Here is a 23728-nt window from a genome sequence, read left to right on the forward strand (position 1 = left end):
AGAGTTATAAACTCTTTACTTCGCTTCATTCATACTTGTAATTGGTTGTTTTCTTCTTGTGTAAATGCTCGAGATCTTGTTAAAAATCGTTTTCCCTCTACACCTTCCAAGGAGAACATTCCACCACGACCTACCACTACATCTATGATTAGCTGCGTATGCTTCCAATAGTCAAACTGACTTTTGTGCATATAAAATGAAACATCCCCTATTTTTCCAAGAATTACATCTTGGTCACCTATGATTAGATCACCTTCCGGATAACACATAGGAGAAGAACCATCACAACAACCACCAGATTGATGAAACATCAAAGGTCCATGCTTACCTTTCAATAGATCAATGAGTTCTAGTGCAGCGTCAGTAGCAATTACGCGTTCAACCATCTACACTCACCCTTTCTACAGCATCAGAAGAAGCCTTGCTTGTTTTCACTATAACTTACAAGAAGGTTTTTCGTTTGTTGATAGTGATTAAGCATCATTAGATGATTTTCTCTACCAATACCAGACATTTTGTATCCACCAAATGCTGCATGTGCAGGATACTGATGATAACAATTTGTCCATACACGACCTGCTTGAATTTTACGTCCAAAACGATATGCAGTGTTCATATCACGTGTCCAAATACCAGACCCTAAACCGTATAATGTATCATTAGCTATTTCTAGTGCCTCTTCTTTTGTTTTAAATGTCGTTACCGAAACAACAGGTCCAAAAATCTCTTCTTGGAATATACGCATTTTATTATTTCCTTTGAAGACTGTCGGTTTTATATAGTAGCCTTCTGCTAGTTCTCCGTCTAATTTGTTTTGTTCTCCACCGATTAAACATTCTGCTCCTTCTTGCTTTCCAATATCTAAGTAAGAAAGGATTTTCTCCATTTGTTCTGTTGAAGCTTGTGCTCCCATCATGACAGATGGATCTAGTGGATTTCCTATTTTGATAGCTTCCACGCGCGCTATGACGCGTTCAATGAATTTATCATAAATAGATTCTTGTATTAGAACACGTGAAGGACAAGTACATACCTCTCCTTGGTTCAAGGCGAACATAACAAACCCTTCTACCGCTTTATCCAAAAATGCATCATCTTCGTCCATAATATCTTCGAAGAATATGTTTGGTGATTTCCCACCAAGCTCTAACGTTACTGGTATTAAATTTTGCGATGCATATTGCATAATTAAACGTCCAGTCGTAGTTTCCCCAGTAAATGCAATCTTACTAATTCGTGGACTTGATGCTAAAGGCTTTCCAGCTTCTAATCCAAACCCATTGACAATATTTACTACTCCAGGAGGCAAAAGATCTCCAATTAGTTCCATCAACACTAGGATAGATGCTGGTGTTTGTTCTGCTGGTTTCAAGACCACACAGTTCCCGGCAGCAAGTGCTGGAGCTAGCTTCCATACAGCCATTAGAATAGGAAAATTCCAAGGAATAATTTGTCCTACCACTCCTAATGGTTCATGGAAATGATAAGCAACGGTATCATTATCAATTTGACTTAAACCACCCTCTTGTGCACGAATGGCACCAGCAAAATAGCGAAAATGGTCAATAGCTAGTGGGATATCCGCATTCAACGTTTCTCTAACTGCTTTCCCATTATCCCAAGTTTCAGCTACTGCTAGCAATTCAAGGTTTTCTTCTATTCTATTCGCAATTTTATTTAAGATATTTGCTCTTTCCGCAACTGAAGTGGAGCCCCACGCATCTTTAGCACCATGTGCTGCATCCAATGCTAACTCAATATCTTCTGAAGTAGAGCGGGCAACTTGTGTAAATACTTTACCTGTAATTGGTGTAACATTTTCAAAGTATTGTCCTTTAACCGGGGGTGTCCACTCGCCATTAATATAGTTTTCATACTTGTCCTTAAACGATACCTTCGAGCCTTCTGTATTCGGAAATGCATAAACCATTTTCTATTTCCTCCCCTTCATATCTATTTAGCACATTCCATATATTATGTAAGACGCAATCTATGTATGCGCTTTCAAAACTATTAAAATAAAAAAATAGTCTTACCATCATTTTGACAGACTATATGGAATATTACAATAATAACGGTTTCATTAAATATTACAATTGACTATAATGTCCCATTTAGAAATAGAACTTTCAATATTACTATTCTCACTTCTTTTAGTAAGGTCAGTAATTCTTCCTTCCTATCTATAGGTTTTTTCTATAAAATAAATATATGATTACTTTCAGGAAAGAGGAGATTAACGTTGAGTGATTTAACATTTGAAATCAAACCTGTCAAAACTCCCCACCGAAGTACCCCTAAGAAAGTCGTATTTGTTCGCTTATTAATGATAGCAATAGGTGCTATCTTAATGTCTATTGGATTAGAACTATTTTTAGTCCCTAACCAAATATTAGACGGTGGTGTTGTAGGGGTATCCATCATTATTTCCCACCTAACTGGAGTTCGTTTAGGTATTTTTATATTCATCCTGAACATCCCATTCTTTTTCCTCGGATATAAACAAATAGGAAAAACCTTTGCTTTATCCACATTATTTGGCATAACCATTCTATCGATTTGTACTTCTTTCCTCCATAATATTGATGCTATTACACCTGATTTACTACTTGCTACTGTATTTGGAGGTATCGTTCTAGGAACAGGTGTTGGGCTAGTTATTCGTTATGGTGGCTCCCTTGACGGTTCCGAAATACTTGCTATTTTATTTAACAAGGCTACTCCATTTTCAGTTGGAGAAATCATCATGATTATAAATCTTGCCATCTTTGCAATTGCTGGTTTTGTTTTTACTTGGGAACAGGCTATGTATTCGTTTTTAGCATATTTTATTGCTTTTAAAACGATTGATATTGTGATTCAAGGATTAGATGAGTCAAAATCCGTCTATATCATTAGTGAAAATATAGAAGATATTGGTGATGCGATTATGGACCGGTTGGGTCGTGGATTAACTTATTTACACGGTGAAGGAGCATATACTGGGGATAATAAAAAAGTCATTTTCACCGTAATCACTCGATTAGAGGAAGCAAAACTAAAATCCATTGTGGAAGAAATAGACAGCCATGCCTTTTTAGCTGTTGGTAATATTGCTGAAGTTCGAGGAGGCCGCTTTAAAAAGAAAGATATTCATTAGACTGTAAGCCTCCAACAAGTTCACCTACTACAAGCTTTATGCTGTAGCTGAAGAAAAAGCCGACTCAAATGAGTCGGCTTTTTTCTATATTAAAGCTTTTTCTTTACTGAGCATCGTTCCATTTTTCGCCAGTTCTGTGTGGAATGAAAATGCTTTTTCTAGGACATGCGGAGTTTGACCGCCTCTAGTTAATGCTTCTTCATAGTAATCTTGTAACTGTCTTTTGTACATCGGATGTACACAGTTATTAATGATTAACTCTGCACGTTCTCTTGGAGCTAAACCCCGAAGATCTGCATAGCCCTGCTCTGTTACGACTACATCTACATCATGTTCAGTGTGATCGACATGAGCCACGAAAGGTACAATACTGGATATGTTACCGCCTTTGGCAATAGATTTAGTTACAAAAATAGCTATTCTAGAGTTACGAGCGAAATCGCCTGAACCACCAATTCCATTCATCATTCTAGTACCAGATACATGTGTAGAGTTAACATTTCCGTAAATATCAAACTCTAAAGCAGTATTAATAGAAATAAGCCCTAAACGACGAATGATTTCCGGATGGTTTGTAATTTCTTGTGGTCGTAACACTAATTTATCTCGATATTCTTCCAAGTTACCATACACTTTATCCATCATTTCTTGTGAAAGTGTTATTGAACATGCAGAAGCAAAATTAACTTTGCCAGCATCGATTAACTCAAATACGGAGTCTTGAAGAACTTCCGAATATACTTGTAGATCTTCAAATTCCGAGTTAATCATGCCTCCAAGCACAGCATTGGCAACAGAACCTATACCCGCTTGAATTGGAGCTAACTTATTAGTTAATCTACCATTGCTCACTTCTTGACGCAAAAAACCGATTAAATGCTGGGCCATTTCCTCTGTTTCTTCATCGGGTGGGACAATAGGAGATGGTGAATCCAAATTGTTAGTAAACACGATTCCTCTTACTTTAGATGCATCAAAAGGAATTCCTATTTGACCAATACGATCCTCTACTTTTGATAAAGGAATTGGTAATCTACTTCCTGGATCTGCAGGTTCGTATATATCATGAAGGCCTTCTAACATTTCCGATTGTGCTACATTAATTTCTATAATTATATTTTTTGCTTGCGAGACAAAAGTTGTAGAGTTACCTACAGATGTGGTTGGAATAATCATTCCATCTGCAGTAATTGAAACCGCTTCCACAATTGCAAAGTCAATAATTGGCAATACACCCGAACGTATTAACTCCGCTGTGTGAGATAAGTGCTGATCCACAAACAAATGATCTCCTGTATTAATATGTTTGCGCATCGTTGCATCCGCTTGAAAAGGTAAGCGTTTATGCACAATTCCTGCTTCGGATAGTAATTTATCAATATCAGATCCTAAAGAAGCACCTGTAAATATATTCACTTTAAATGATTCATTGGCCGCTCTCTCTACTAGTGCAAATGGAACCGCTTTCGCATCTCCCGCACGTGTAAATCCACTTAACCCTAATGTCATCCCATGTTGAATCCATGAAGCAGCTTCTTCTGCTCCTACTACTAAATTATGTAAACTAATATCTTTAACACGATCCAAATTGTTAAACATAAAGTATCCCCCTCAAAAAGTGCATTTAAATTATTTTACCCCCTTTTGTCACAATTTTGTTGAAACTTGTCGAAGACACATTTTATTTGTCCTAAACAGAATATACTCATACCAGAACAGAACAAATTTCCCTAGACAGTGATATTTAAGCGCTTTTTATAGGAATTAATAAAAAAAACGCTTGAATGTCAGAGTAATTACCCCTTATTCAAGCGCTTTCTATTAAAATCCCAACAATTTCCGGAAATAACTTGCATAAGATTGACTAACAGAAATTTTTTCTCCATTTGCCATAGCTAGTACAAAAGTTGAATGTGTATCCGGAAAAATCTCTTTAATTTGATGTACATTAACGATAAAAGAACGATGACAACGTATGAACATTTCTCTTGGCAATTTATACTCAAATTCTTGAAGTGAATTAGTATGATTTCCTTTGAAAGATGTAGTTACAATATGAGTTTTACGATCTTTTGCCTCCAAGTAAATTACATCGGAAAAAGGAGTTGGAATCCAACCGTCTTGTGTTTTGATAGTTATGACAGATTTCCCCTCTGTAAATGCCGGGTAAATAGCTAGCACACAACCTTCTAGTTCCCCTTTATGTAAGAAAGGAACGGCCATTCCATGATATGGGACACCAAAAACCTCACGATTGATAAATTCCGATACCTTCTGACCACTTTGCAATGCTTTATAAGCTAAAGTTTCCTCCTTTAACAAATCTCCAGGAAGAATCTTTAAATCGATACGTTTACTAGGGCGATAATAAATATATTTTTCTGTATCAGTAACAGCAATAGACACTTCATCTGAAAATAGTTCACCAATTACATTTAATAAGGCAACTATGGATAAATCCTTCATCCTTCCATCCCCTTTTTTAGTTAATCTACTGACAAACGACTATTTCACGTGTAAATTGTTGTTTTTTCGTTATACACCGGTCTGTGATATGCAAACCTACAGTATTTAGTCGATCATCCATAGACTCAATTGTAACGATAACTACTTTTTTGGCAATTCTACGAGCGTGTTTTAAAATAGTAAACTGGTCTTCCCAAGATGCATTTGTATATAAATTATAAGGTAAATCTATTATTGCGACATCATACATCTCTTCGATGTCTTCAATTGCACTCTTTCGAACATCTCCAGTCAGTCCAAAGTATGCTATATTTTCCCTAGAACCTTCACATACAAGCGGGTTAATATCTCTTCCTACAATATCAATCCCCATGGATAATGCTTCTACTAGTACTGTACCAATACCGCAGCAAGGATCAATAGCTTGAATACCTTTCGGATGTGGAACTGCAATATTCGCTACTGCTCTGGCAACTCTTGTGCTTAGTGCAGTAGAATACTCTCGCGGTTTCTTCATATGATTAAACCAAATAGGTTCGCTTTTCGTGTATAACCCGAAATACCAACGACCTTCAAATGGCACTACAGCGAATAACTGATCCGGATTTTGTAGATCAAAGTTACCTTGCATATCACTTCCAATGGCTCTTTCAATACGAAGCCTCTCCGCATTCTCCACCTTATCTTTTCCTTGGCGGTCATTTATCTTTAAAAATATTACTTTATTCGTTTCTTTTTCTGAACCAAAATTGGGTGCTTGGGAGATAATTTCCTCCACTTTGTCCCCTTCAGCTAAAACCTCTAGTCTTCCTTTCATAAAAGGACTTCTACTAGGATCAATTTTTATGAAACTCTTTAAAATTTTTGTTTCGGTGTCTTTGTCAAAAAAAGAGCGCATCTCTAAATGACACAGAGAGCGTTCGGCCTCGTTATAAGCATATGTATATATAAATGCCGGTTGTCGGCTGTTGTTCATCAATATATTCCCTCCAATAGTGCCTCTATTATATCATGTGTCACCGTTCAAATCATTTTTACAACAGTGAATAGTAATTCATAATTTTATAGAATATAATAAAAATAAGTTTCAGAATTATTGGAAAATGAGGGATATGGATGGAATGGGATGTCATAGTAGTCGGTGCTGGACTAGCAGGGCTTGTTGCTACCGCTGAACTTGCGGATGCAGGAAAGAAAGTTTTACTACTGGATCAAGAGCCTGAAGCATCATTTGGAGGTCAAGCCTGGTGGTCATTTGGAGGATTATTTTTAGTAGATTCCCCAGAACAAAAAAGATTAGGTATTCAGGACTCATATGAACTCGCATGGCAGGATTGGCTTGGAACAGCTGGGTTCGATCGGGAAGAGGATCAAGATTACTGGGCGTTGAAATGGGCGGAAGCTTATGTTCGGTTTGCAACCGAGGAAAAACGTGATTGGCTTCACGCACAAGGTGTTCGATTCTTCCCCGTAGTAGGTTGGGCGGAACGAGGAGGCTATCTTGCAGATGGACATGGAAATTCAGTACCAAGGTTTCATATCGTATGGGGTACCGGACCTGGTATTGTGAAACCTTTTGAAACTCGTGTTCGAGCTGCCATGTCCAAAGGAAATGTAGAATATAAACCTCGACACCAAGTAGACGAACTGGTCATGGACAACGGAAAGGTCATTGGTGTGAGTGGTTCATTATTGACTCCTAGTTCTGCTGGTCGTGGAGAACCAAGCCCAAGAGATGTGGTTGGCCATTTTCAATATGTAGCTAAATACGTAATGGTAACGAGTGGTGGAATTGGCGCTAACCACGAACTGGTAAGAGAAAACTGGCCTTCACGGCTTGGGGAACCTCCCAAACGTATGATTTCTGGAGTGCCAGAACACGTGGATGGACGAATGCTTGCCATTACAGAGAAAGCTGGTGGTCGCTTAGTAAATAAGGATCGCATGTGGCATTATACAGAAGGTATTAAAAACTGGAATCCAATCTGGCCACTTCATGGAATACGTATATTGCCAGGCCCATCCTCGATCTGGTTAGATGCCACAGGACAACGATTCTCTGCTCCAAACTTCCCTGGTTTTGATACTTTAGGAACGCTAGAGGCTATCCAAAGAACTGGGTATGACTACTCTTGGTTTATACTTACCGAGAAAATTATTGAAAAAGAATTTGCCCTTTCAGGATCTGAGCAAAATCCAGATTTAACGGGGAAAAGTATCAAACAGGTTTTGAAGCGAATTTTACCAGGACCCACTGCTCCAGTGAAGGCCTTCATGGAAAATGGAGAAGATTTCATAGTATCTAACAATTTATCCGACCTAGTAGATGGGATGAATAAAATTACTGGCGATAATCTCTTAAACTTAGAACATATTGAGAACCAACTACTAGCTAGAGACCGTGAAATGGATAATAAATTTACAAAAGATCTTCAAATAACGGCTCTTCGAGGAGCTCGAAACTATATAGGTGATAAATTAATACGTGTAGCATCTCCCCATAAATTATTAGATCCTAAAAACGGTCCTTTAATTGCTGTTCGGTTAAATATTGTGACTAGGAAAACACTTGGTGGATTGCAAACTGATCTCGACGGCCGTGTACTAAATGATAAAGGACTTGCCGTCCCTGGGCTTTATGCAGCCGGTGAAGTAACTGGCTTTGGTGGAGGAGGAGTTCATGGGTATCGCTCTTTAGAAGGGACATTTTTAGGTGGGTGTATCTTTACAGGAAGAGAAGCAGGCAGGGCCTTGGTTCGTAGCCTAAATCAAACTTAACTCGATTACTGAAGTTTCCTAATCTGAAATAGTTACGGACGACATGCGTTGTATATCCATGTCGTCTTTAACCAATTTACCGTAAGTATTTGTATATTTCTTCTCCAATTTGAGCAAGAATACGTTTCGAAAGTAAATCATCTTCATCCTTTGATAAAACCGTTGCAATTAACTTTCGGTTCCCTACGTAAAAGATTCCAGCGTCGTGACGTGTTCCAGGAATCCATCCAGTCTTATTGGCTAACTCCCATGGCGTCATCCCATAATCAAAATTAGAGTATGGAGACGGTAACCTTTCAGGTAAACAATCACGTACCTGTTGTTTCTTCATCACTTCTACCATTTGACGGCTTGCTTTACCACTCACTAAATCTCCCATAGCCATCTTATGTAAAAGTATAGCTATATCCACTGCTGCTATCCGATTAGCACCTTTGGGATTAGACTTACTCAACATGAGCTTGTTATAAAAAGTACTATATATCATTCCTGCTTCCTTCATAGAATTTTGGATATCGTCAACTCCTACAAGGTCGATTAGTAGATTAGTTGCCGTATTATCACTTTGAATAATCATCAGCATTATGATGTCTTGAAGGGGAAGAGATAATCCTGGAGTAAAATGTTGCAATACACCAGAACCTCCCACATACTCTTTTTCATTGAGGATGATTAAGTCCATTAAAGACAAGTCTCCTCGGTCCACTGCTCTATAAACTGAGGCCATGATTGGTACCTTAATGACACTTGCCGCATAAAAAAGCTCCTGTTCATTATGTTCCCATTTCTCCCCTGAATTTAAGTCCTCTAAGACGATTCCCCAAGTGCCTTTTGACTGTTCTACGAGTTTTTGTACCTTGCTCACAAGCTCTTCCACAATTCTTCCCCCCTATAGAAAATCTATTTATTTTATTATAGACTAACAATTGTTTGAATATTACATTAATTATAAACTATAAAAAGCAAATAGATTTATAGATTTACAATAAAGCTCGGTTTTAACTTTCTATCAACTGAATATTAAATTTTTTATGTTATAGTAAAAGAACAATTGAATAATGTGTAGACTTAGGTGTTCGTTTACAAAAGTAAATGAACTTAAAAGGGAAGTCGGTGAAAAACCGACGCTGTCCCGCAACTGTAAATGGGAGCAATTCTACTATATCCACTGTATGTCATTATGGGAAGGATAGAAAAGCGATGAACATGAGCCAGGAGACCTGCCTATTTCAAGTACACACCAAAAACCTACGCGGATAGGGGGTGTTAAGTGCAGCTATGAACAAGCAAATGCTTGAAATTGCTGTCGTACGAAAAAGCGCAATGAAAACACTGGAGATATTGACTCTTTTCGGTGTGTATTTTGTTACGTTTCAAACGTCTCGACAACAACCAATCATATCCAACTAGCATCTTCTTTTAAAAGAGGATGCTTTTTTATGTTGAAGAAAGGAATGTTGAAATGACTATCGGCACGAAAGAAGATTATATAAATAGATTTAAAAATGTATTAATGACTAATAATATTGGAAGCTCATCCATTTCACTGGATTTGATATTTGAAGCCTTTGGAAAAGAAATTGATACTATCTCAGAAATACACGAACAAGACAAAACTAAATATGTACTCAATTTACAAAAAGCATATAAACAAATTAAAGGTGAGATTTCAGGAATGAAAGAAGATTAAATAAAAAAAAAGCGAACCGATTTTGAATCGGTTCACTTTTTTATAGGTCTTGATAGTCTCTTTGAAATTTACCGCCGTCTTTTACTTCAGAGTGATAAAGAGCTTTTAAAGCAAAGCTTTTCTCTAAATCATGCTCCTTCATAACCTCTTTTAAACGTTTGCTTAACTCTGGGCTATATTTCACTAGTTCTTCCATTTTCGATTTCGAATATTGCATGAATTGTACCTTCTTTCTACGTTGTTAGTCTATCTAGTATAGCACTGATACAGGTGTTTTCGCCCTAATTTGCTATAATTAAGTTCAGAGGTGAGTACATGCACAAAACTATTGGAATTCTTGCACATGTAGATGCTGGAAAAACTACTTTTTCAGAGCAACTGCTTTACCATACAAATACCATTAGACATAGAGGACGAGTGGACCACCAAGACTCGTTTCTTGATAGTCATACTATAGAGAAAAATAGAGGAATTACTATATTTGCCGATCAAGGAATCTTTACCTACAACAATTCTACCTACTATATTATCGATACTCCGGGACACGTCGATTTTTCTCCAGAAATGGAACGTGCTATCCAAGTGATGGACTATGCCATCATTATTATTAGTGCTGTAGACGGCATTGAAGGACATACGGAAACTGTTTGGCAATTACTGCGAAAACACCATGTCCCTACCTTTTTCTTTATTAATAAAACCGATTATGAAGGCACGGATCCAACAAGCGTTCTTGCTGAAATTCGCTCCACCTTATCAGAAAATGTGTGTGATATAACGACATCTTTTGACGAAGAGCTAATTGAATTTCTTGCAGAGCGAGATGAAGTTCTCTTAGAAACTTATATGGACAGTGGATTCGATAAAGACTTATGGACACAAACGCTTAAACAAATGGTGAAAGAAAACAAAATCTTTCCTTGTGCTAGTGGTTCAGCATTGAAAGATATAGGTATTGTCGAATTTCTAGAAAAACTAGATTCGTTAACCACTACTTCCTATAAATCAGACGATGTATTTGCAGCACAGGTGTATAAGATAAGACACGATGAAAGTGGGAATCGTGTTACCTATTTGAAGTTAGTGAATGGGACATTGAAAGTACGCGACAGTGTGACTTACAATGAACAAACTGAAAAAATAACGCAAATCCGCCAATATAGCGGCAATAAATTTAAAACTACAGATCAGGCTATAGCAGGTGAACTAGTAGCTGTTACTGGCTTAACAAATGCCTCCATTGGGGATGGGCTCGGTGTATTCGCCCAGAAAACTAAATTTGATATGATTCCAACGTTAAAATCTAAAGTACTCTTTGATGCTTCTGTACATGTAAAGGAAGTATTACGTTGCTTTAAATTATTAGATGCAGAAGACCCTTCTTTACGTATTTTTTGGGATGAGTACTTTCAAGAAATACACGTCCATGTAATGGGCGTTATTCAACTAGAAGTACTCGAACAAATTGTTTTGGAGCGTTTTGGTTTCCACGTATCTTTTGGAGAGCCTAAAATTCTATACAAAGAAACTATTGGTAACTCCGTGCATGGATATGGTCATTTTGAACCTTTAAGACACTATGCAGAAGTGCATTTACTAATCGAGTCTGCTGCAAGAAATAGTGGAATTACCTTTGCAAATATATGTCATGCGAATGATCTATCAACAGGCAATCAAAACTTAGTGAAGCATCACCTTTTCGAAAGAGATCATCACGGTTTACTAACAGGCTCCACCTTAACTGATGTGAAAATTACTTTACTCACAGGACGCGGACATAATGAACATACACACGGTGGAGACTTTCGAGAAGCAACCTACCGTGCACTTAGGCAAGGACTGGAAAAAGCGGAAAATATACTTTTAGAGCCATTTTATGATTTTACAATTAAAGTAAATATGGACTTAATCGGTCGAATACTCTCAGATATCCAACAAGCAGCAGGAACCTTTGAACCTCCAGAAAATAGTGGAGATAATGTTTTCATAAAAGGAAGAGTACCCGTAGCGACCTTTATGAATTACAGTACGACATTCGCTTCTTTTACCCATGGCAAGGGAACTCTTAGCTTAGTTTATGGAGGTTACGATCGCTGTCATAATACTGAGGAGATAATTGATACACTTGGTTATAACAAAGAAGCAGACCCTGAGTATACATCTACATCTATTTTCTGCGCTAAAGGAAAAGGATATCCTGTCTACTGGCATGAGGCGGAAGCAGCTATGCATTGCCTATAATCTTAAGAAGGAATAATTCATGATAACTACAAAAAGAAAATAGGAATTATACTGCACGATACAAAAAAACAGTTCGAAGATAGGTAGAAACAGTATGGGGCATACTAGCAGATAACGAGAAACTGAAACAATGGTTTGAAGATACAAAAACACTCCACTATAAGCGGAGTGTTTTATTTTAATCTAATCGGAAAACTAAAAACCGTTCATTATTATTTTCTTCATACAAACCAGGAAGGCGAATCTCCCTCCATAATTCGAATACTGTTTGAATTTCGAGAAAGTGACTATATTCTGAGGTTGGATAGTAGAGAATGACATCCACAGAGCGGGCATGGTCTTCAACTGAACGTAGGATATTATCTATAACTTTTTGAAAAATTTGCAAAGAAAACGGATTAAAAAAGTAAAATCGATTATCTTCCTTTTCTATGTCATACCCTTCTGCAAATATATGTTCAAACTGAATCGAAGCTCTTGAACTTTTAGCACGCTCCATATATTTAGCTAAGTTCTCCATTGCCTCCTGATAGAGTTGGCCATTCATTTCTACCCCAACCGCTGAAGCATGCAAATGGTGATAAACGTAAAATGGGAACCTCCCCTTGCCACATCCAAAATCTACAAAGCGATCTGTTGACTTCCACTCGTCATATTCGTCAAAAAGAATCTCCAATGCGGAATATGGGGTCGCTTCATATCGATTATAATGAGACGATTGGTGCTGCCATTCTCTTACACCTTCTGTCTTAATACGTAGTAATCTGTCATGATCTTGTTCTTTCACACGTCCCCCCCTAACTCACTCTCCTCCAAATACATGCTGCTGCACCCATGCATTTGTTTTTCCTATTTCACTTTCAACATCTTTTAAAAAGTTAACCGTATAGGGCTCACCTTTTAAAACAGCCGTAGATATAAAGCTAGGATTTTCTAAAGTCATAATTTGTTTACCATTCACATTTTTCTTTAAAACTTCTATCTTAGCAATTCCACCAATATTAGTATACTCGTCTTTTTGACCAGAAAAAAAGTTTCCTAATGAATAAAACACATGTGTTTGATGACCATTTTCCGACAAAATTTGTTCATATGGTTGGATAACGTGGGGATGGTGACCGAATATAATATTTGCACCGGCGTCTGAAATAGTCCTGGCTAGCCTTTTCTGTGTATCATTTGCCTCTAAATTGTACTCCGCTCCCCAATGGATGCTAACTACAACAAAGTCTACCTTTGCTTTTAATTCCTTTATTTCTTTTATAATTCGAGTTTCCTCTATTCGGTTCACTAAATAGTCCTTACCAACTGGAGTTTCATGACTATTAGTTCCGTAGGTATAATTTAGAAGTCCAAATGATATATTTTCCACTTTGAATATCCGATCTGTCTGTTGGTCTACTTCTGATTTAAAAGCACCGATATATGGCATTTCAACCTTTTCCATCTGTTGAATTGCTTCTAAGAGTCCCTCTTCGCCTTGGTCAAGTGAATGATTATTAGCTATCGATAACACGTCTACACCAATATCTTTTAAATCACCTATAATATGAGGCGGACTAGAAAAGTTTGGGTATCCAGATACTCCAAATGTTCTTCCGGCCGGTAAGGATTCTTGATTTGCTATTAACAAATCTATGGATTCTAATTCCTGCTGTACAGGAGAAAAGGAAGGAGCAAAGTTTGTATAATTGTAAAGAGGTAAATGGAGTAATACATCACCAACCATCCCGATTTCTATTTTTTCTTCCTCATATTCCATATAAAATGTCGAAAATTGTTTCCCGTGGAACTCTTCATTAAAATGAATAGGTTTCTCTATTTGTAGATTAAAATATAGCAAGATAGAAATAAGAATGACTAGAAAAGCTACTATAGTTTTAATATATACCACCTCCACCTTAATCATTCTCTACAATATCGTTACTTATACCGAAAAATCTTTATATATATTTATTAGGATATTAGCCGCTTTCTATTCTCAGCCCTTTCATAGTATACAAGACAGCCACTTTAATATATATATTTGTAGCTGAAAACTGTAAAGGAAGGTAGAAATGAACGCAGAAAATAGCAAATGGTACAAGTGGCTACCTAATAAAGATCGCCACTTAAGAGTACGAAAGAAAGGTTCAAATAGCTCAAAATCTAACGATAAAGTAGGCGTTGTGCTTCCTGTATACAACCAAGAAAGAGAGTACTTGTTTGAATGTGTACAGGCTATCGAAAACCAAAAATACCGCAACTTTGAGTTAGTAATTGTTATCGATGGCGCAAACGCCCAAACAGTAAAAGCAGTATATGAAGCATCGAAGCTTCTAACGTGTAAATACACTATCATTCACCGCATCTTCAATAAAGGGATCGCACACTCCTTAAATGAGGGCTTTGAAAGACTATTAGATTGTGCCCTACTTACTTGGATATCTAGTGATAATATACAATGGCCAAACTTTCTTGAAAAGTTAGTAGCGACGATGAAGAATGCTACTCCCGATACAGTTTTAGTATACTCACTTTATCATCCTATCGATGAAAAACGAGTATCTCGAGATATAAATAATACTTGGTATCCTGCACTTACTGAAATGATGAAACGACCAAAAGAAGAAATAATGTTAACTTGTTTTATTGGTGCATCCTTTCTTTTCACTAGAGAAGCATATGAACAAGCCGATGGTTATGATCCTAAATATGGACTAGTTTCTGACTATGAGTTTTGGATAAGATTAATGCCTCTTGGTGAATTTCTATTTTTGTCAGAACCTCTTATGGATTATCGTTTAAACGGGAAATATTCATTAACAACAATAACAGCCTCTGAGGAGCTATTTCTCCAAAGTATGTCTGCAAGTATAGACCATAGAAGAAAAAACGGTGATATCCCGAAAGTTACTGTTATTATTACGGCCTGTAACCATGGGAATTATATAAAAAATTGTATACAAAGTGTACTAAATCAAACCTTTTCAAGCTTCCAGGTTGTTGCTATAGACGTTGGTTCTACCGATCCGACTCTAAGTGAAATATACTCTATTCACGATTCTCGAATCATCCCTATTCACATTAGTAAAAGAACCAAGGCGGAAGCTCTCAATATCGGATTACAATATGTTCTTGGTGAATATGTACTAGAGCTAGATGGCGATGATTGGCTTGATCCATCTTCGTTAGAGATTATGGTAGGTGAAATGCTCTCACTTCCACCGAATGTAGGTTTAGTCTATGCAAATAGACAAGTTTGGTTTGAAGAGAACGGCGGATTACTTGAAGGACCAATTTATAAAGGGATTTCTTATAAGGACAAATATGAAGTGTTGGAAAAATTTCAAACGCATTGTCCAAGATTGTATCGTTCTTCCACACTTAAAGAATTGAATGGGTGGATAACAACAATCCAAGGAGAGCCTTTGTTAGCAGATGATTTTGCAATGTTCCTTCGTATTGCTGAGGACTTCGAACTTCACTGGGTTGACAAAAACTTATATCATCAACGCAGACATAGTACCAATATAACTATAAAAGAAAAAGAAATATTAAATAACCAATTCCGTATGATTGCTCAAGAATCATTACTTCGCTGGGGGAATGTGTACGAGGCAAATTTTGAAGTAATTGACGGAACAATAACGAAAATCATGCTTGTTCCTACAGGAAAAGAGATGACTCAACGGTGAAGGTATTAATTATTTTTGGTACTCGACCAGAGGGGATAAAATTTGCTCCAATTATACAGGAACTGGTGAGCTCGAAAGAAATGGATTGCATCTTAGTAAATACAGGACAACATCGTGAAATACTCGATCAAGTATTATCATTATTCTCAATTAGACCGCATTACCAACTAAACCTTATGAAACCAAATCAAACACTGGAAGAAATAACAGCTGAAATGATCAAAAAAATTGGAGAAGTATATGAAAAGGAAAGCCCTGATTTAGTGTTGGTACTTGGTGATACTGTAACTACTTTTACAGGTGCCTATACAGCATTCTTACATCGCATTCCTGTTGGCCATGTTGAGGCAGGATTGCGTACATTTAATATGTATTCTCCTTTCCCAGAAGAAATGTACCGAAAACTTGTAACGAGTCTTAGTAGCTATCATTTTGCCCCTACGGAAAAGAGTAAAACAAACCTTTTACAAGAGGGAATTCCAGAGAACAGTATTTTTGTAGTAGGTAACCCCGTTATAGACGCACTTCTAGATGTTTCAAGTAGACCATATATCTTCCCATCAAATATACAAAAAATAATAGATAACAAGAGACGTATTATTTTAGTTACGACCCATCGACGCGAAAATTTCATAAAACTCGAGGGAATCTACCTGGCCTTCAAACAGCTATTAGTGGAATTTGAGGATATTGATATCATTTTCCCAGTTCACCCAAATCCGAATGTCAAAAAACAGGTCCAAGATCATTTGTTAACAAATAATATAAACTCCCGTATACACCTGATTGAGCCCTTAGACTATGAATGCTTTTCTCATCTTATGAAGCTTTCCCACCTTGTAATTACAGATTCCGGAGGCATACAAGAAGAAGCACCTGCACTTAATGTTCCAGTGCTAGTAGTTAGAGAAAGTACAGAACGAATAGAGGGTATCGAAGCCGGAACCTTACAATTAGTTGGGACAGACAAGGAAAAAATTCTAGCCACAACAAGAAAGCTACTTGAATCTCCAAGTGAACACGCAGAAATAGCGAAAATTCCCAATCCTTATGGGGATGGTACCTCTGCAAAACAAATAATTGACTTACTAAAAAACATAGAAAAGAAGTTATGAGTATAGCTACTCATACTTTTTTCTATTTACATATGGGATAACAGTGTAATCACAAAAACGAGGCTACATTTAAAAAAGTAGCCTCGTAATGATTAATGAATATATTTAACTAATCCTCCACCTTGTTGTTATATACAACAGTAGACAAGATGGAGGATTAGTTATGCTATGATGAAGTGAATATACTTTGTCTCTGACAAACATAAAACAATAATACTTAAACCAACTCCAGAACCTAACAATGCCAACCAGTGAAAAGTATATAATGGAGGAACAGTCCAAAATTGGCCACCATTTGCAAAGAGCATTTGGTTTAACAACATTAATTCTTCTCTATTGTACTTCAGTTATTTATATTCTCCTTTCATTAGCAATCTGATTCTAACTAACTAGTTTTTGAAAAAAGGTAATTAATTTCTTAATACTTGTTTTATTAGTGACAATAAGTGGTCTTTTATTTACAATTTGATCTGAAAGAGTATAATGTGGGATGGTACAAAAGAACACTTACTGGGTATAATGGATTGCAGACAGGTGCTGCGAGTAGTATATTAACAAGCTTCACTTTATTTGAGAAAATGGGGTGGTATCAGAAATGAACCAAGAACAACAACTGACGCTTGTTGAACATTTAACAGAACTTAGAAAAAGACTTATCATTGTTACATCGACATTTATCCTCTCACTTGCCTTAGGGTTTTGGTTAGCTCCAAAAACGCTTACGTTTTTAAAACAGCAACCAACTGCTATGAATGTGGAGTGGAATGTCTTCGGTTATACAGATGGCTTAATGATCTACGTAAAATGCGCACTAATACTAGCCATCTTAATTACTCTACCAATTGCATTACATCAGATATGGTTATTCGTAAGACCAGGCTTAAATGAGAACGAGGCAAAAGGGACAGGCTATTTTATCCCTGTGTCATTCCTTCTTTTTTTACTCGGGATTAGTTTCAGTTATTACATTCTTTTCCCTTTAATGCTGAATTTCATGTCGAATATTAATGATTCCATTGGTGCTTTAGAGACATACGGAATGAAACAATATTTCACTTTTATGTTTAACTTAGTGATTCCCGTAGGCATAGTATTTGAATTACCGGTTATTATACTTTTTTTAACCAAATTGGGTATAATAACTCCAGATCGACTGAGAAAAATGAGAAAGATATCTTATTTTGTACTAGTTGTTGTAGGAGTTTCCATTACTCCACCAGACTTCATCTCAGATTTCATCATTGTTATTCCATTGCTGCTGCTATTTGAAGTTAGTATCCTTGTTTCCAGCTGGTCTTATAAAAAACAACTTGCGAGACAAGCGCTTGAGGATCAAATTTTAGACAAATAGTTTGAGACACACTAGCCATTGAAAATTTGTACATCATCATAATAGAGGAGGAACTTCCATGCCAAACATTGGAGTACCAGGATTAATCATCATTTTAATAATTGCTTTAATCGTCTTCGGACCATCAAAATTGCCTCAATTAGGTAAAGCAGTCGGTCAAACATTAAAAGAATTTAAAAATTCCACAAAAGACATCGTGGATGATGTAACACAAGAGTTTAAGTTAGATGACAAAGATACGGACACTAAAAAGAAAGCATAAGTGTCTATAGAAAAAACCAACTATTCTTTCGAATAGTTGGTTTTTTTGATTTTATCAAGTTGTATTTAAATAGGAGCTGCAACGGGTTTTCCAAAATAATAACCTTGAAATAACTTATAGCCCGTTTCTTTCAGCCATTCAAAATCTTCTCTCTCCTCTATACCTTCTGCTAGAGGAATCGATCCCACTTCTACTGCCTTTTCTAAGAACTTTTGTGCAACTGCTTGTTTATTTAGATCATTGGAAATTCCTTGCACATATTTCATATCTAACTTCATATAATTTGGTTTTATATCTGCCAGCATTTCCATCGTACTATATCCTTCTCCTACATCATCTAGTGCATATTCAAAACCTTTTTCTTTATAAAATGCAAGAATTTTTTTTAAATGCTCTATGTCTTCTACTTTTTCCGTTTCTACCACTTCAAATACTAGTTGAACTGGATCTATACCTAATTCTTCTGCTAATGCAGTCGTAGATTTCAAACAAAATTCAGGTGAATAAATTGAGGTAGGTATAAAGTTAATAAATGCTTTCTTTCCTTTAAGACTTGTTGCATGTTTTACTGCGGTCATTCGACATGCTCGATCTAAAGAATATAGTCTTCCTCTTATCTTAGCAGCGGAAAATATTTCATTTGGATAAATCATAGAACCATCTTCCTTTGGAAATCTAGCTAGTAATTCATAAGCAAATACTTGCTCCTCTATATCTACGATTGGTTGATAATGACAAATCATAAGTTGTTTTTTGATAACTTCATCAATCCATTTAACGTCTAATACTTCATCTATTTTTTCCATAGGCTCCCATGGCTGTTTTGAAATTCTGTATGTAATTTGAGAGGCGTCCATATGATCGTGGCTGAAGTCTATAAAATCTCTCACATCTGATTCTTTAACAATAAACGTATTCCCTTTTGCATCTACTAAAATGTCCCGGCGTTTCAAATGCTCTAATACACCAGCTAGTAGGGGAATGTTTGAATCTCCTTCTACCTTGAACTCAATTTTCAACTCATTTACTTGGCAATTATTACACTCCAAATTTTACACTCCTTTTATGTTCTAATAGCTTAGAATCTTAAAAAATCCCCTGTTCAGCACTTTGCTTCACAAGGGATAAGCTACTTAGAAATTTTTGAAAAATACTCGTATAACATCTGCCCCACCTATAAAGGTTCCAAGCGATCCAAATAAGTTAGTTAATACAACAACAAGTAATACCCTCGTAACTTTGTTTCTCCAAAACCCTTTGATCGTAAAGACATCTTCTGATAACTTTTCAAAATCGGCAATTGTTGGACGTTTGATATACGCTTGGGCAAGCCCAGAAAACCAGCCTGACGCTAAGATAGGATGAAGCGCTGTAACTGGTGCTGTGACAAATGCAGCTAGAATTGCCAATGGGTGTCCTAATGCTACCGCTGCTCCTACTGCAGCCATAGAACCCGTCCATAGAATCCAACTGAGTGCTTGGTCAAAACCAGCAGAAGGATTTGTAAAGAATGTAATCACTATTAGCGCCACAATTAGAATTGGAATAGCCCAACCGATTATTTTAGGAACAATTGACTTAGGCGGAATAGCCGAAAGCTTTGCTAAATCTTGCTCCTTATGAATTTCCTTTGTAATACCTGGGACATGTGCAGCCCCTAAAACGGCTATAATTTTCTTGCCTGGTGCTTCCTTAATTTTTTGAGCCAAGTACTGATCACGCTCATCGATTAAAGGTGTTTTTAACTTTGGAAAGGTTTCCGTAAACTCAGCTAGTACAGCATTTAACGTATCCTTTGATTTCATATTCTCCATTTCTTCTTCCGATATTGTATCCTTACTGAAAATACTAAAGAAAACCGAAGTAAGTAATTGAGATTTTCCAGTCCAACCAAGATTATGCCATATACGTGAAAAAGTAGTTTGAATATTACGGTCCGCTAATACTATCTCAGCCCCGTTCTCATTTGCACTTGCAATACCTTGTATCATTTCTTGGCCAGGTTTAATATCAAACTGTTTAGCCATCCGATTTTGGAATGATGAAATCGCCAAGTTCATTAATAATAGAGTAGCTTTCTTATCCTTAATAACCTTAAAGATATCCGTCTGCCTCCACTTATTATTATCTATAATAGATTGGTATCTTTGCTCATCCAATTCAATACAAACAGAATCTGGTTGTTCTCTATCGATAACTTCCTTTACCTGTTCCGCACTCTGTCTTGATACATGTGCTGTACCGATTAATATAATTTCTTTATCGTTGACATATAAACGTGTAATATTATCCTCGGACATAAACTACTTCCTTCATCTAGTGTATTATCTCTTAGTCAGAACATTAGAGATTCTCTACCTTTCATAATGAAGTAGATTATCTTAAATTTCAACGATGATTCCATTTTATTTTAATTTTTTTGAAAAAACTTTATTTGGTTAGGAAGATCTTCTTCTTGCTAAGCCCGTGAAAAACGTTTCTTCGCATAAACGTAAGTTGCTGCTAGCGCCAAAACTAATACTGTTCCTTTAATAATATCAAATGCATAGTAAGGCAAATTCAAAATTGTTAGCCCGTTAAGTAGGATGCCAATTACCGCTGCTCCAAAAAAAGTGCCTAACGCATTAGGCTTCCCAATTCCTAATACAGAATAGCCCACGAAAACTGCAGCAACCGCCTCCATTAAAAGTGGGGTACCAGCATCAATTTGACCCGACCCGACCCTTGCAGTAAATAACACTCCAGCCAATGAAGCAAAAATACCAGAAATAATGTACGCAATGAACTTCACTTTGCGTGTGTTCACTCCTGACAATATTGCCGCTTCCTCATTACCACCTGTCATATATAAAATACGACCCCACCGTGTATGATTGAGAACAATATAAGCTACTACAACGAGTATTAACATAATCCAAACAGGTACAGGTAAACCAAGTAATCTACCTTGACCAATCCAAAGAAATGCCTCTGAGAATTGCCCTGGAGCAGTTCCACCCGAAGTAAGGGGCATATTATTGTAAATAGAATAACCTTCTGTATAAGTTCGATGGAAGCCCGCAACGATATACATCGTACTTAATGTTGCTAGCAAATCAGGTATACCTATAATTACAATAAGGAAACTATTCAACAAACCCACTAATACTCCAACTACAATAGGTACAATCAATACAAGCCATAGAGGCATCTCGTACCAAACCATCAGAGAGGCTGTCACAACTGTAGATAGCGACATAGTTGAACCTACACTTAAATCAAAACCTCCTACTACAAGTGTGAAGGTCACTCCCAATGCTAATAGGGTAACGATTGAAATAGATCGCAGAATATCTGTGAAATTTGTATATGTAAAAAAGGCATCGCTTATTGAACTAAAATAAATAATAATACAAATAAGTAACGCAATAGCTCCAAACTTAAACAAAAAATTTGTACCTCGTTCTTGCAACTTATTCCTCTTTACCGCCGCTTGCATAAAGCAAAATCCTTTCCTGGGTCGCTTCTTTCCGTGATAGTTCCTTCACGATATGACCATCATACATAACTAAAATGCGATCAGAAATTCCTAGAACTTCATGAATCTCACTTGAAAAGTAAAGACAACCCTTCCCTTTTTCAGCAAACTCACGAATCATTCTATAAATATCAGTTTTTGCACCAATATCGACGCCTTTTGTTGGCTCGTCGAACAAATAAAGAGAGGAATCAAGCGAAGTCCATTTGCCGATAGCAACCTTTTGCTGATTTCCTCCGCTCAAATACAAAAGTGGTGTCTCAGTACTACTTGTTTTAATTTGTAATCGTTTAATAATCTCTTTTGCAAAGGACTTTTCTTTCTTTTTATCCATAAATAAGAGACGAGAAAAATTTTGTAAATTAGGAAAAGACGCATTGGTTCGTAATGATTCTTGAACAAATAGCCCTTCTTTTCGTCTTTCTTCTGGAATAAGAACTAGACCGGCTTTTATCGCGTCTTTGGGATGCTTTATTTTTAAGGTGTTTCCTAGGATTTCCATACTTCCTTCTGTATATGGAGAATATCCGAATAACGTTTTAGCTAACTCTGTTTTCCCCGCCCCTACAAGACCGACAATCCCAACAATTTCTCCTTCAGACACTTGAAAAGAAATATCCCTTACCTTTTCTCCTCTTGATATATTTTTAACACGAAGTAATGTATTTCCTAATACATGTTTACGAGCAGGAAAATCTTTGCTATAAGAAGTTCCTAGCATAGCTTCAACAATCTCTTCTTGGTTAGTCTCAGAAGTATTATAGGTCCCAACTAACGTACCTTCTGCCATAACGGTCATCCGATCGCAAATCTCAAATACTTCTGGTAGTCGATGTGATATGAATATGCACCCTACTCCTGTCGCTTTTAGCTTTTTAATGACTGAAAATAACTTGGTAGATTCATTTAGGGATAGAGGTGCCGTCGGTTCATCGAAGATAATAACCTTTGCAGAACTTACAAGTGCTCGCGCTATCAATACCAACTGTTTTTCTGCTAGAGAGAGCATAAATGCAGGTATTTCTACTGAAATATTGACTACCTGTAACTGCTTCAGGGCATTCCGTGCTTCCCTATTCAGTTTCTTTTTGGAGATGAACATATTAGAACCAGCAACAATCTTATCCAGCAATATATTCTCTGCAACCGAGAGTTCCGCAACGATGGCAGTATCTACCTCTTGATATACACAATAAATTCCAAAATCCTTTGCGACTTTAGGCGAACGTATACGTATTCTTTCTCCTTCTAACAAAATTTCTCCCACATCTTGCTCATACACACCAGAGAGTACTTTCATAAGCGTGCTTTTCCCTGCGCCATTTACCCCAAGTAAAGCGTGAACCTCGCCTTTTTTAAGTTCAAATTCAGCATTTTTCAGAGCATTTACATTTCCAAATGATTTATCTATAGCCTTCATGGAAAGAAAAGGATTCAGCATCGATTGCTCCTTTCTGAAAAAAGCTGTCCCATTAAACAGGACAGCTTAAAT

22 protein-coding genes and 1 riboswitch are annotated in these 23728 nt (G+C 36.8%); of the genes, 8 read left to right on the plus strand and 14 right to left on the minus strand.

What is annotated here, in order from left to right; genetic code table 11:
- Positions 1–29: 29 nt before the first annotated feature.
- The gene (locus tag MKX53_RS18270; RefSeq protein ID WP_340913078.1) at positions 30–386 is read right to left on the minus strand and encodes a DUF779 domain-containing protein; all 357 of its coding nucleotides are present in this window, start codon (positions 384–386) and stop codon (positions 30–32) included.
- Positions 387–409: 23 nt separating this feature from the next.
- Positions 410–1930, minus strand: a complete 1521-nt coding sequence (gene adh, locus MKX53_RS18275) for an aldehyde dehydrogenase (protein ID WP_340913081.1) — start codon at positions 1928–1930, stop codon at positions 410–412.
- 396 nt (positions 1931–2326) lie between these two features.
- Here adh and MKX53_RS18280 point away from each other — a divergent pair, with 396 nt between their 5' ends.
- The gene (locus tag MKX53_RS18280; protein ID WP_340913399.1) at positions 2327–3139 is read left to right on the plus strand and encodes a YitT family protein; all 813 of its coding nucleotides are present in this window, start codon (positions 2327–2329) and stop codon (positions 3137–3139) included.
- A gap of 84 nt (positions 3140–3223) precedes the next feature.
- On the opposite strand, the gene MKX53_RS18285 is transcribed toward MKX53_RS18280, so the two are convergent.
- The 3 genes from MKX53_RS18285 to MKX53_RS18295 form a co-directional block, all read right to left on the minus strand.
- Complete coding sequence (locus MKX53_RS18285; protein ID WP_340913083.1) at positions 3224–4738, minus strand: acetyl-CoA hydrolase/transferase family protein; 1515 nt, start codon at positions 4736–4738, stop codon at positions 3224–3226.
- A 222-nt stretch (positions 4739–4960) separates the two neighbouring features.
- Positions 4961–5605, minus strand: coding sequence for a LytTR family DNA-binding domain-containing protein (locus tag MKX53_RS18290; RefSeq protein ID WP_340913085.1), 645 nt, complete (start codon positions 5603–5605; stop codon positions 4961–4963).
- 25 nt (positions 5606–5630) lie between these two features.
- The gene (locus tag MKX53_RS18295) at positions 5631–6581 is read right to left on the minus strand and encodes a TRM11 family SAM-dependent methyltransferase (protein WP_093537940.1); all 951 of its coding nucleotides are present in this window, start codon (positions 6579–6581) and stop codon (positions 5631–5633) included.
- 140 nt (positions 6582–6721) lie between these two features.
- Between MKX53_RS18295 and MKX53_RS18300 the strand changes: the two genes are divergently transcribed.
- Entirely contained in the window at positions 6722–8383 is a 1662-nt protein-coding gene (locus MKX53_RS18300) for an FAD-binding dehydrogenase (RefSeq protein WP_340913086.1), read from the plus strand.
- A 76-nt stretch (positions 8384–8459) separates the two neighbouring features.
- Here the strand turns inward: MKX53_RS18300 and MKX53_RS18305 are convergent, their stop codons facing one another.
- A complete protein-coding gene (locus tag MKX53_RS18305) occupies positions 8460–9260 on the minus strand; it encodes a serine hydrolase (RefSeq protein ID WP_340771191.1) in 801 nt (266 codons plus the stop codon).
- Positions 9261–9436: 176 nt separating this feature from the next.
- A riboswitch (cobalamin riboswitch) is annotated at positions 9437–9625 on the plus strand.
- A gap of 220 nt (positions 9626–9845) precedes the next feature.
- Between MKX53_RS18305 and MKX53_RS18310 the strand changes: the two genes are divergently transcribed.
- A complete protein-coding gene (locus MKX53_RS18310) occupies positions 9846–10073 on the plus strand; it encodes a hypothetical protein (RefSeq protein WP_340764182.1) in 228 nt (75 codons plus the stop codon).
- Positions 10074–10113: 40 nt separating this feature from the next.
- Here MKX53_RS18310 and MKX53_RS18315 read toward each other — a convergent pair whose 3' ends face one another.
- Positions 10114–10290, minus strand: coding sequence for a hypothetical protein (locus tag MKX53_RS18315; protein ID WP_093537944.1), 177 nt, complete (start codon positions 10288–10290; stop codon positions 10114–10116).
- A gap of 98 nt (positions 10291–10388) precedes the next feature.
- Here MKX53_RS18315 and MKX53_RS18320 point away from each other — a divergent pair, with 98 nt between their 5' ends.
- Positions 10389–12314: a translation factor GTPase family protein gene (locus MKX53_RS18320; RefSeq protein WP_340913087.1), complete on the plus strand. Its 1926-nt coding sequence runs from the start codon at positions 10389–10391 to the stop codon at positions 12312–12314.
- A gap of 178 nt (positions 12315–12492) precedes the next feature.
- Here MKX53_RS18320 and MKX53_RS18325 read toward each other — a convergent pair whose 3' ends face one another.
- Positions 12493–13101, minus strand: coding sequence for a class I SAM-dependent methyltransferase (locus MKX53_RS18325; protein WP_340913088.1), 609 nt, complete (start codon positions 13099–13101; stop codon positions 12493–12495).
- A 15-nt stretch (positions 13102–13116) separates the two neighbouring features.
- Positions 13117–14208, minus strand: a complete 1092-nt coding sequence (locus tag MKX53_RS18330; RefSeq protein ID WP_340913090.1) for a CapA family protein — start codon at positions 14206–14208, stop codon at positions 13117–13119.
- 163 nt (positions 14209–14371) lie between these two features.
- On the opposite strand from MKX53_RS18330, the gene MKX53_RS18335 reads away from it, so the two are divergent.
- Both MKX53_RS18335 and wecB read left to right on the plus strand, forming a co-directional pair.
- Positions 14372–15991: a glycosyltransferase family 2 protein gene (locus MKX53_RS18335; protein ID WP_340913092.1), complete on the plus strand. Its 1620-nt coding sequence runs from the start codon at positions 14372–14374 to the stop codon at positions 15989–15991.
- On the plus strand, positions 15988–17106 hold the full coding sequence (gene wecB, locus MKX53_RS18340) for a non-hydrolyzing UDP-N-acetylglucosamine 2-epimerase (protein WP_340913094.1): 1119 nt from the start codon (positions 15988–15990) through the stop codon (positions 17104–17106). The genes MKX53_RS18335 and wecB overlap by 4 nt, the downstream gene beginning before the upstream one ends.
- 161 nt (positions 17107–17267) lie before the next feature.
- Here the strand turns inward: wecB and MKX53_RS18345 are convergent, their stop codons facing one another.
- Positions 17268–17429, minus strand: a complete 162-nt coding sequence (locus MKX53_RS18345) for a hypothetical protein (RefSeq protein WP_340913096.1) — start codon at positions 17427–17429, stop codon at positions 17268–17270.
- Positions 17430–17701: 272 nt separating this feature from the next.
- On the opposite strand from MKX53_RS18345, the gene tatC reads away from it, so the two are divergent.
- Together tatC and tatA are read left to right on the plus strand one after the other, a co-directional pair.
- On the plus strand, positions 17702–18457 hold the full coding sequence (gene tatC / locus MKX53_RS18350; RefSeq protein ID WP_340764195.1) for a twin-arginine translocase subunit TatC: 756 nt from the start codon (positions 17702–17704) through the stop codon (positions 18455–18457).
- A gap of 58 nt (positions 18458–18515) precedes the next feature.
- Complete coding sequence (gene tatA / locus MKX53_RS18355; RefSeq protein WP_093537949.1) at positions 18516–18719, plus strand: twin-arginine translocase TatA/TatE family subunit; 204 nt, start codon at positions 18516–18518, stop codon at positions 18717–18719.
- Between the two features lie 65 nt (positions 18720–18784).
- On the opposite strand, the gene MKX53_RS18360 is transcribed toward tatA, so the two are convergent.
- From MKX53_RS18360 to MKX53_RS18375, 4 genes are all read right to left on the minus strand, one after another.
- Positions 18785–19768, minus strand: a complete 984-nt coding sequence (locus MKX53_RS18360) for an EAL domain-containing protein (RefSeq protein WP_340913099.1) — start codon at positions 19766–19768, stop codon at positions 18785–18787.
- An 84-nt stretch (positions 19769–19852) separates the two neighbouring features.
- Positions 19853–21019, minus strand: a complete 1167-nt coding sequence (locus MKX53_RS18365) for a TraB/GumN family protein (protein WP_340764199.1) — start codon at positions 21017–21019, stop codon at positions 19853–19855.
- Between the two features lie 158 nt (positions 21020–21177).
- A complete protein-coding gene (locus MKX53_RS18370; RefSeq protein ID WP_340913100.1) occupies positions 21178–22197 on the minus strand; it encodes an ABC transporter permease in 1020 nt (339 codons plus the stop codon).
- Positions 22172–23677, minus strand: coding sequence for a sugar ABC transporter ATP-binding protein (locus MKX53_RS18375; RefSeq protein WP_340913101.1), 1506 nt, complete (start codon positions 23675–23677; stop codon positions 22172–22174). The genes MKX53_RS18370 and MKX53_RS18375 overlap by 26 nt, the downstream gene beginning before the upstream one ends.
- Between the last annotated feature and the right edge of the window lie 51 nt (positions 23678–23728).

The organism is Psychrobacillus sp. FSL K6-4615 (genome assembly GCF_038008225.1).
Lineage (GTDB): Bacteria > Bacillota > Bacilli > Bacillales_A > Planococcaceae > Psychrobacillus > Psychrobacillus psychrotolerans.

Coding starts and splice junctions, on each gene's coding strand:
- MKX53_RS18270 (WP_340913078.1), bottom strand. CDS start 386: ATGGTTGAACGCGTAATTGCTACTGACGCTGCACTAGAACTCATTGAT.
- adh (WP_340913081.1), bottom strand. CDS start 1,930: ATGGTTTATGCATTTCCGAATACAGAAGGCTCGAAGGTATCGTTTAAG.
- MKX53_RS18280 (WP_340913399.1), top strand. CDS start 2,327: ATGATAGCAATAGGTGCTATCTTAATGTCTATTGGATTAGAACTATTT.
- MKX53_RS18285 (WP_340913083.1), bottom strand. CDS start 4,738: ATGTTTAACAATTTGGATCGTGTTAAAGATATTAGTTTACATAATTTA.
- MKX53_RS18290 (WP_340913085.1), bottom strand. CDS start 5,605: ATGAAGGATTTATCCATAGTTGCCTTATTAAATGTAATTGGTGAACTA.
- MKX53_RS18295 (WP_093537940.1), bottom strand. CDS start 6,581: ATGAACAACAGCCGACAACCGGCATTTATATATACATATGCTTATAAC.
- MKX53_RS18300 (WP_340913086.1), top strand. CDS start 6,722: ATGGAATGGGATGTCATAGTAGTCGGTGCTGGACTAGCAGGGCTTGTT.
- MKX53_RS18310 (WP_340764182.1), top strand. CDS start 9,846: ATGACTATCGGCACGAAAGAAGATTATATAAATAGATTTAAAAATGTA.
- MKX53_RS18315 (WP_093537944.1), bottom strand. CDS start 10,290: ATGCAATATTCGAAATCGAAAATGGAAGAACTAGTGAAATATAGCCCA.
- MKX53_RS18320 (WP_340913087.1), top strand. CDS start 10,389: ATGCACAAAACTATTGGAATTCTTGCACATGTAGATGCTGGAAAAACT.
- MKX53_RS18335 (WP_340913092.1), top strand. CDS start 14,372: ATGAACGCAGAAAATAGCAAATGGTACAAGTGGCTACCTAATAAAGAT.
- MKX53_RS18345 (WP_340913096.1), bottom strand. CDS start 17,429: ATGTTGTTAAACCAAATGCTCTTTGCAAATGGTGGCCAATTTTGGACT.
- tatC (WP_340764195.1), top strand. CDS start 17,702: ATGAACCAAGAACAACAACTGACGCTTGTTGAACATTTAACAGAACTT.
- tatA (WP_093537949.1), top strand. CDS start 18,516: ATGCCAAACATTGGAGTACCAGGATTAATCATCATTTTAATAATTGCT.
- MKX53_RS18365 (WP_340764199.1), bottom strand. CDS start 21,019: ATGTCCGAGGATAATATTACACGTTTATATGTCAACGATAAAGAAATT.
- MKX53_RS18370 (WP_340913100.1), bottom strand. CDS start 22,197: ATGCAAGCGGCGGTAAAGAGGAATAAGTTGCAAGAACGAGGTACAAAT.
- MKX53_RS18375 (WP_340913101.1), bottom strand. CDS start 23,677: ATGCTGAATCCTTTTCTTTCCATGAAGGCTATAGATAAATCATTTGGA.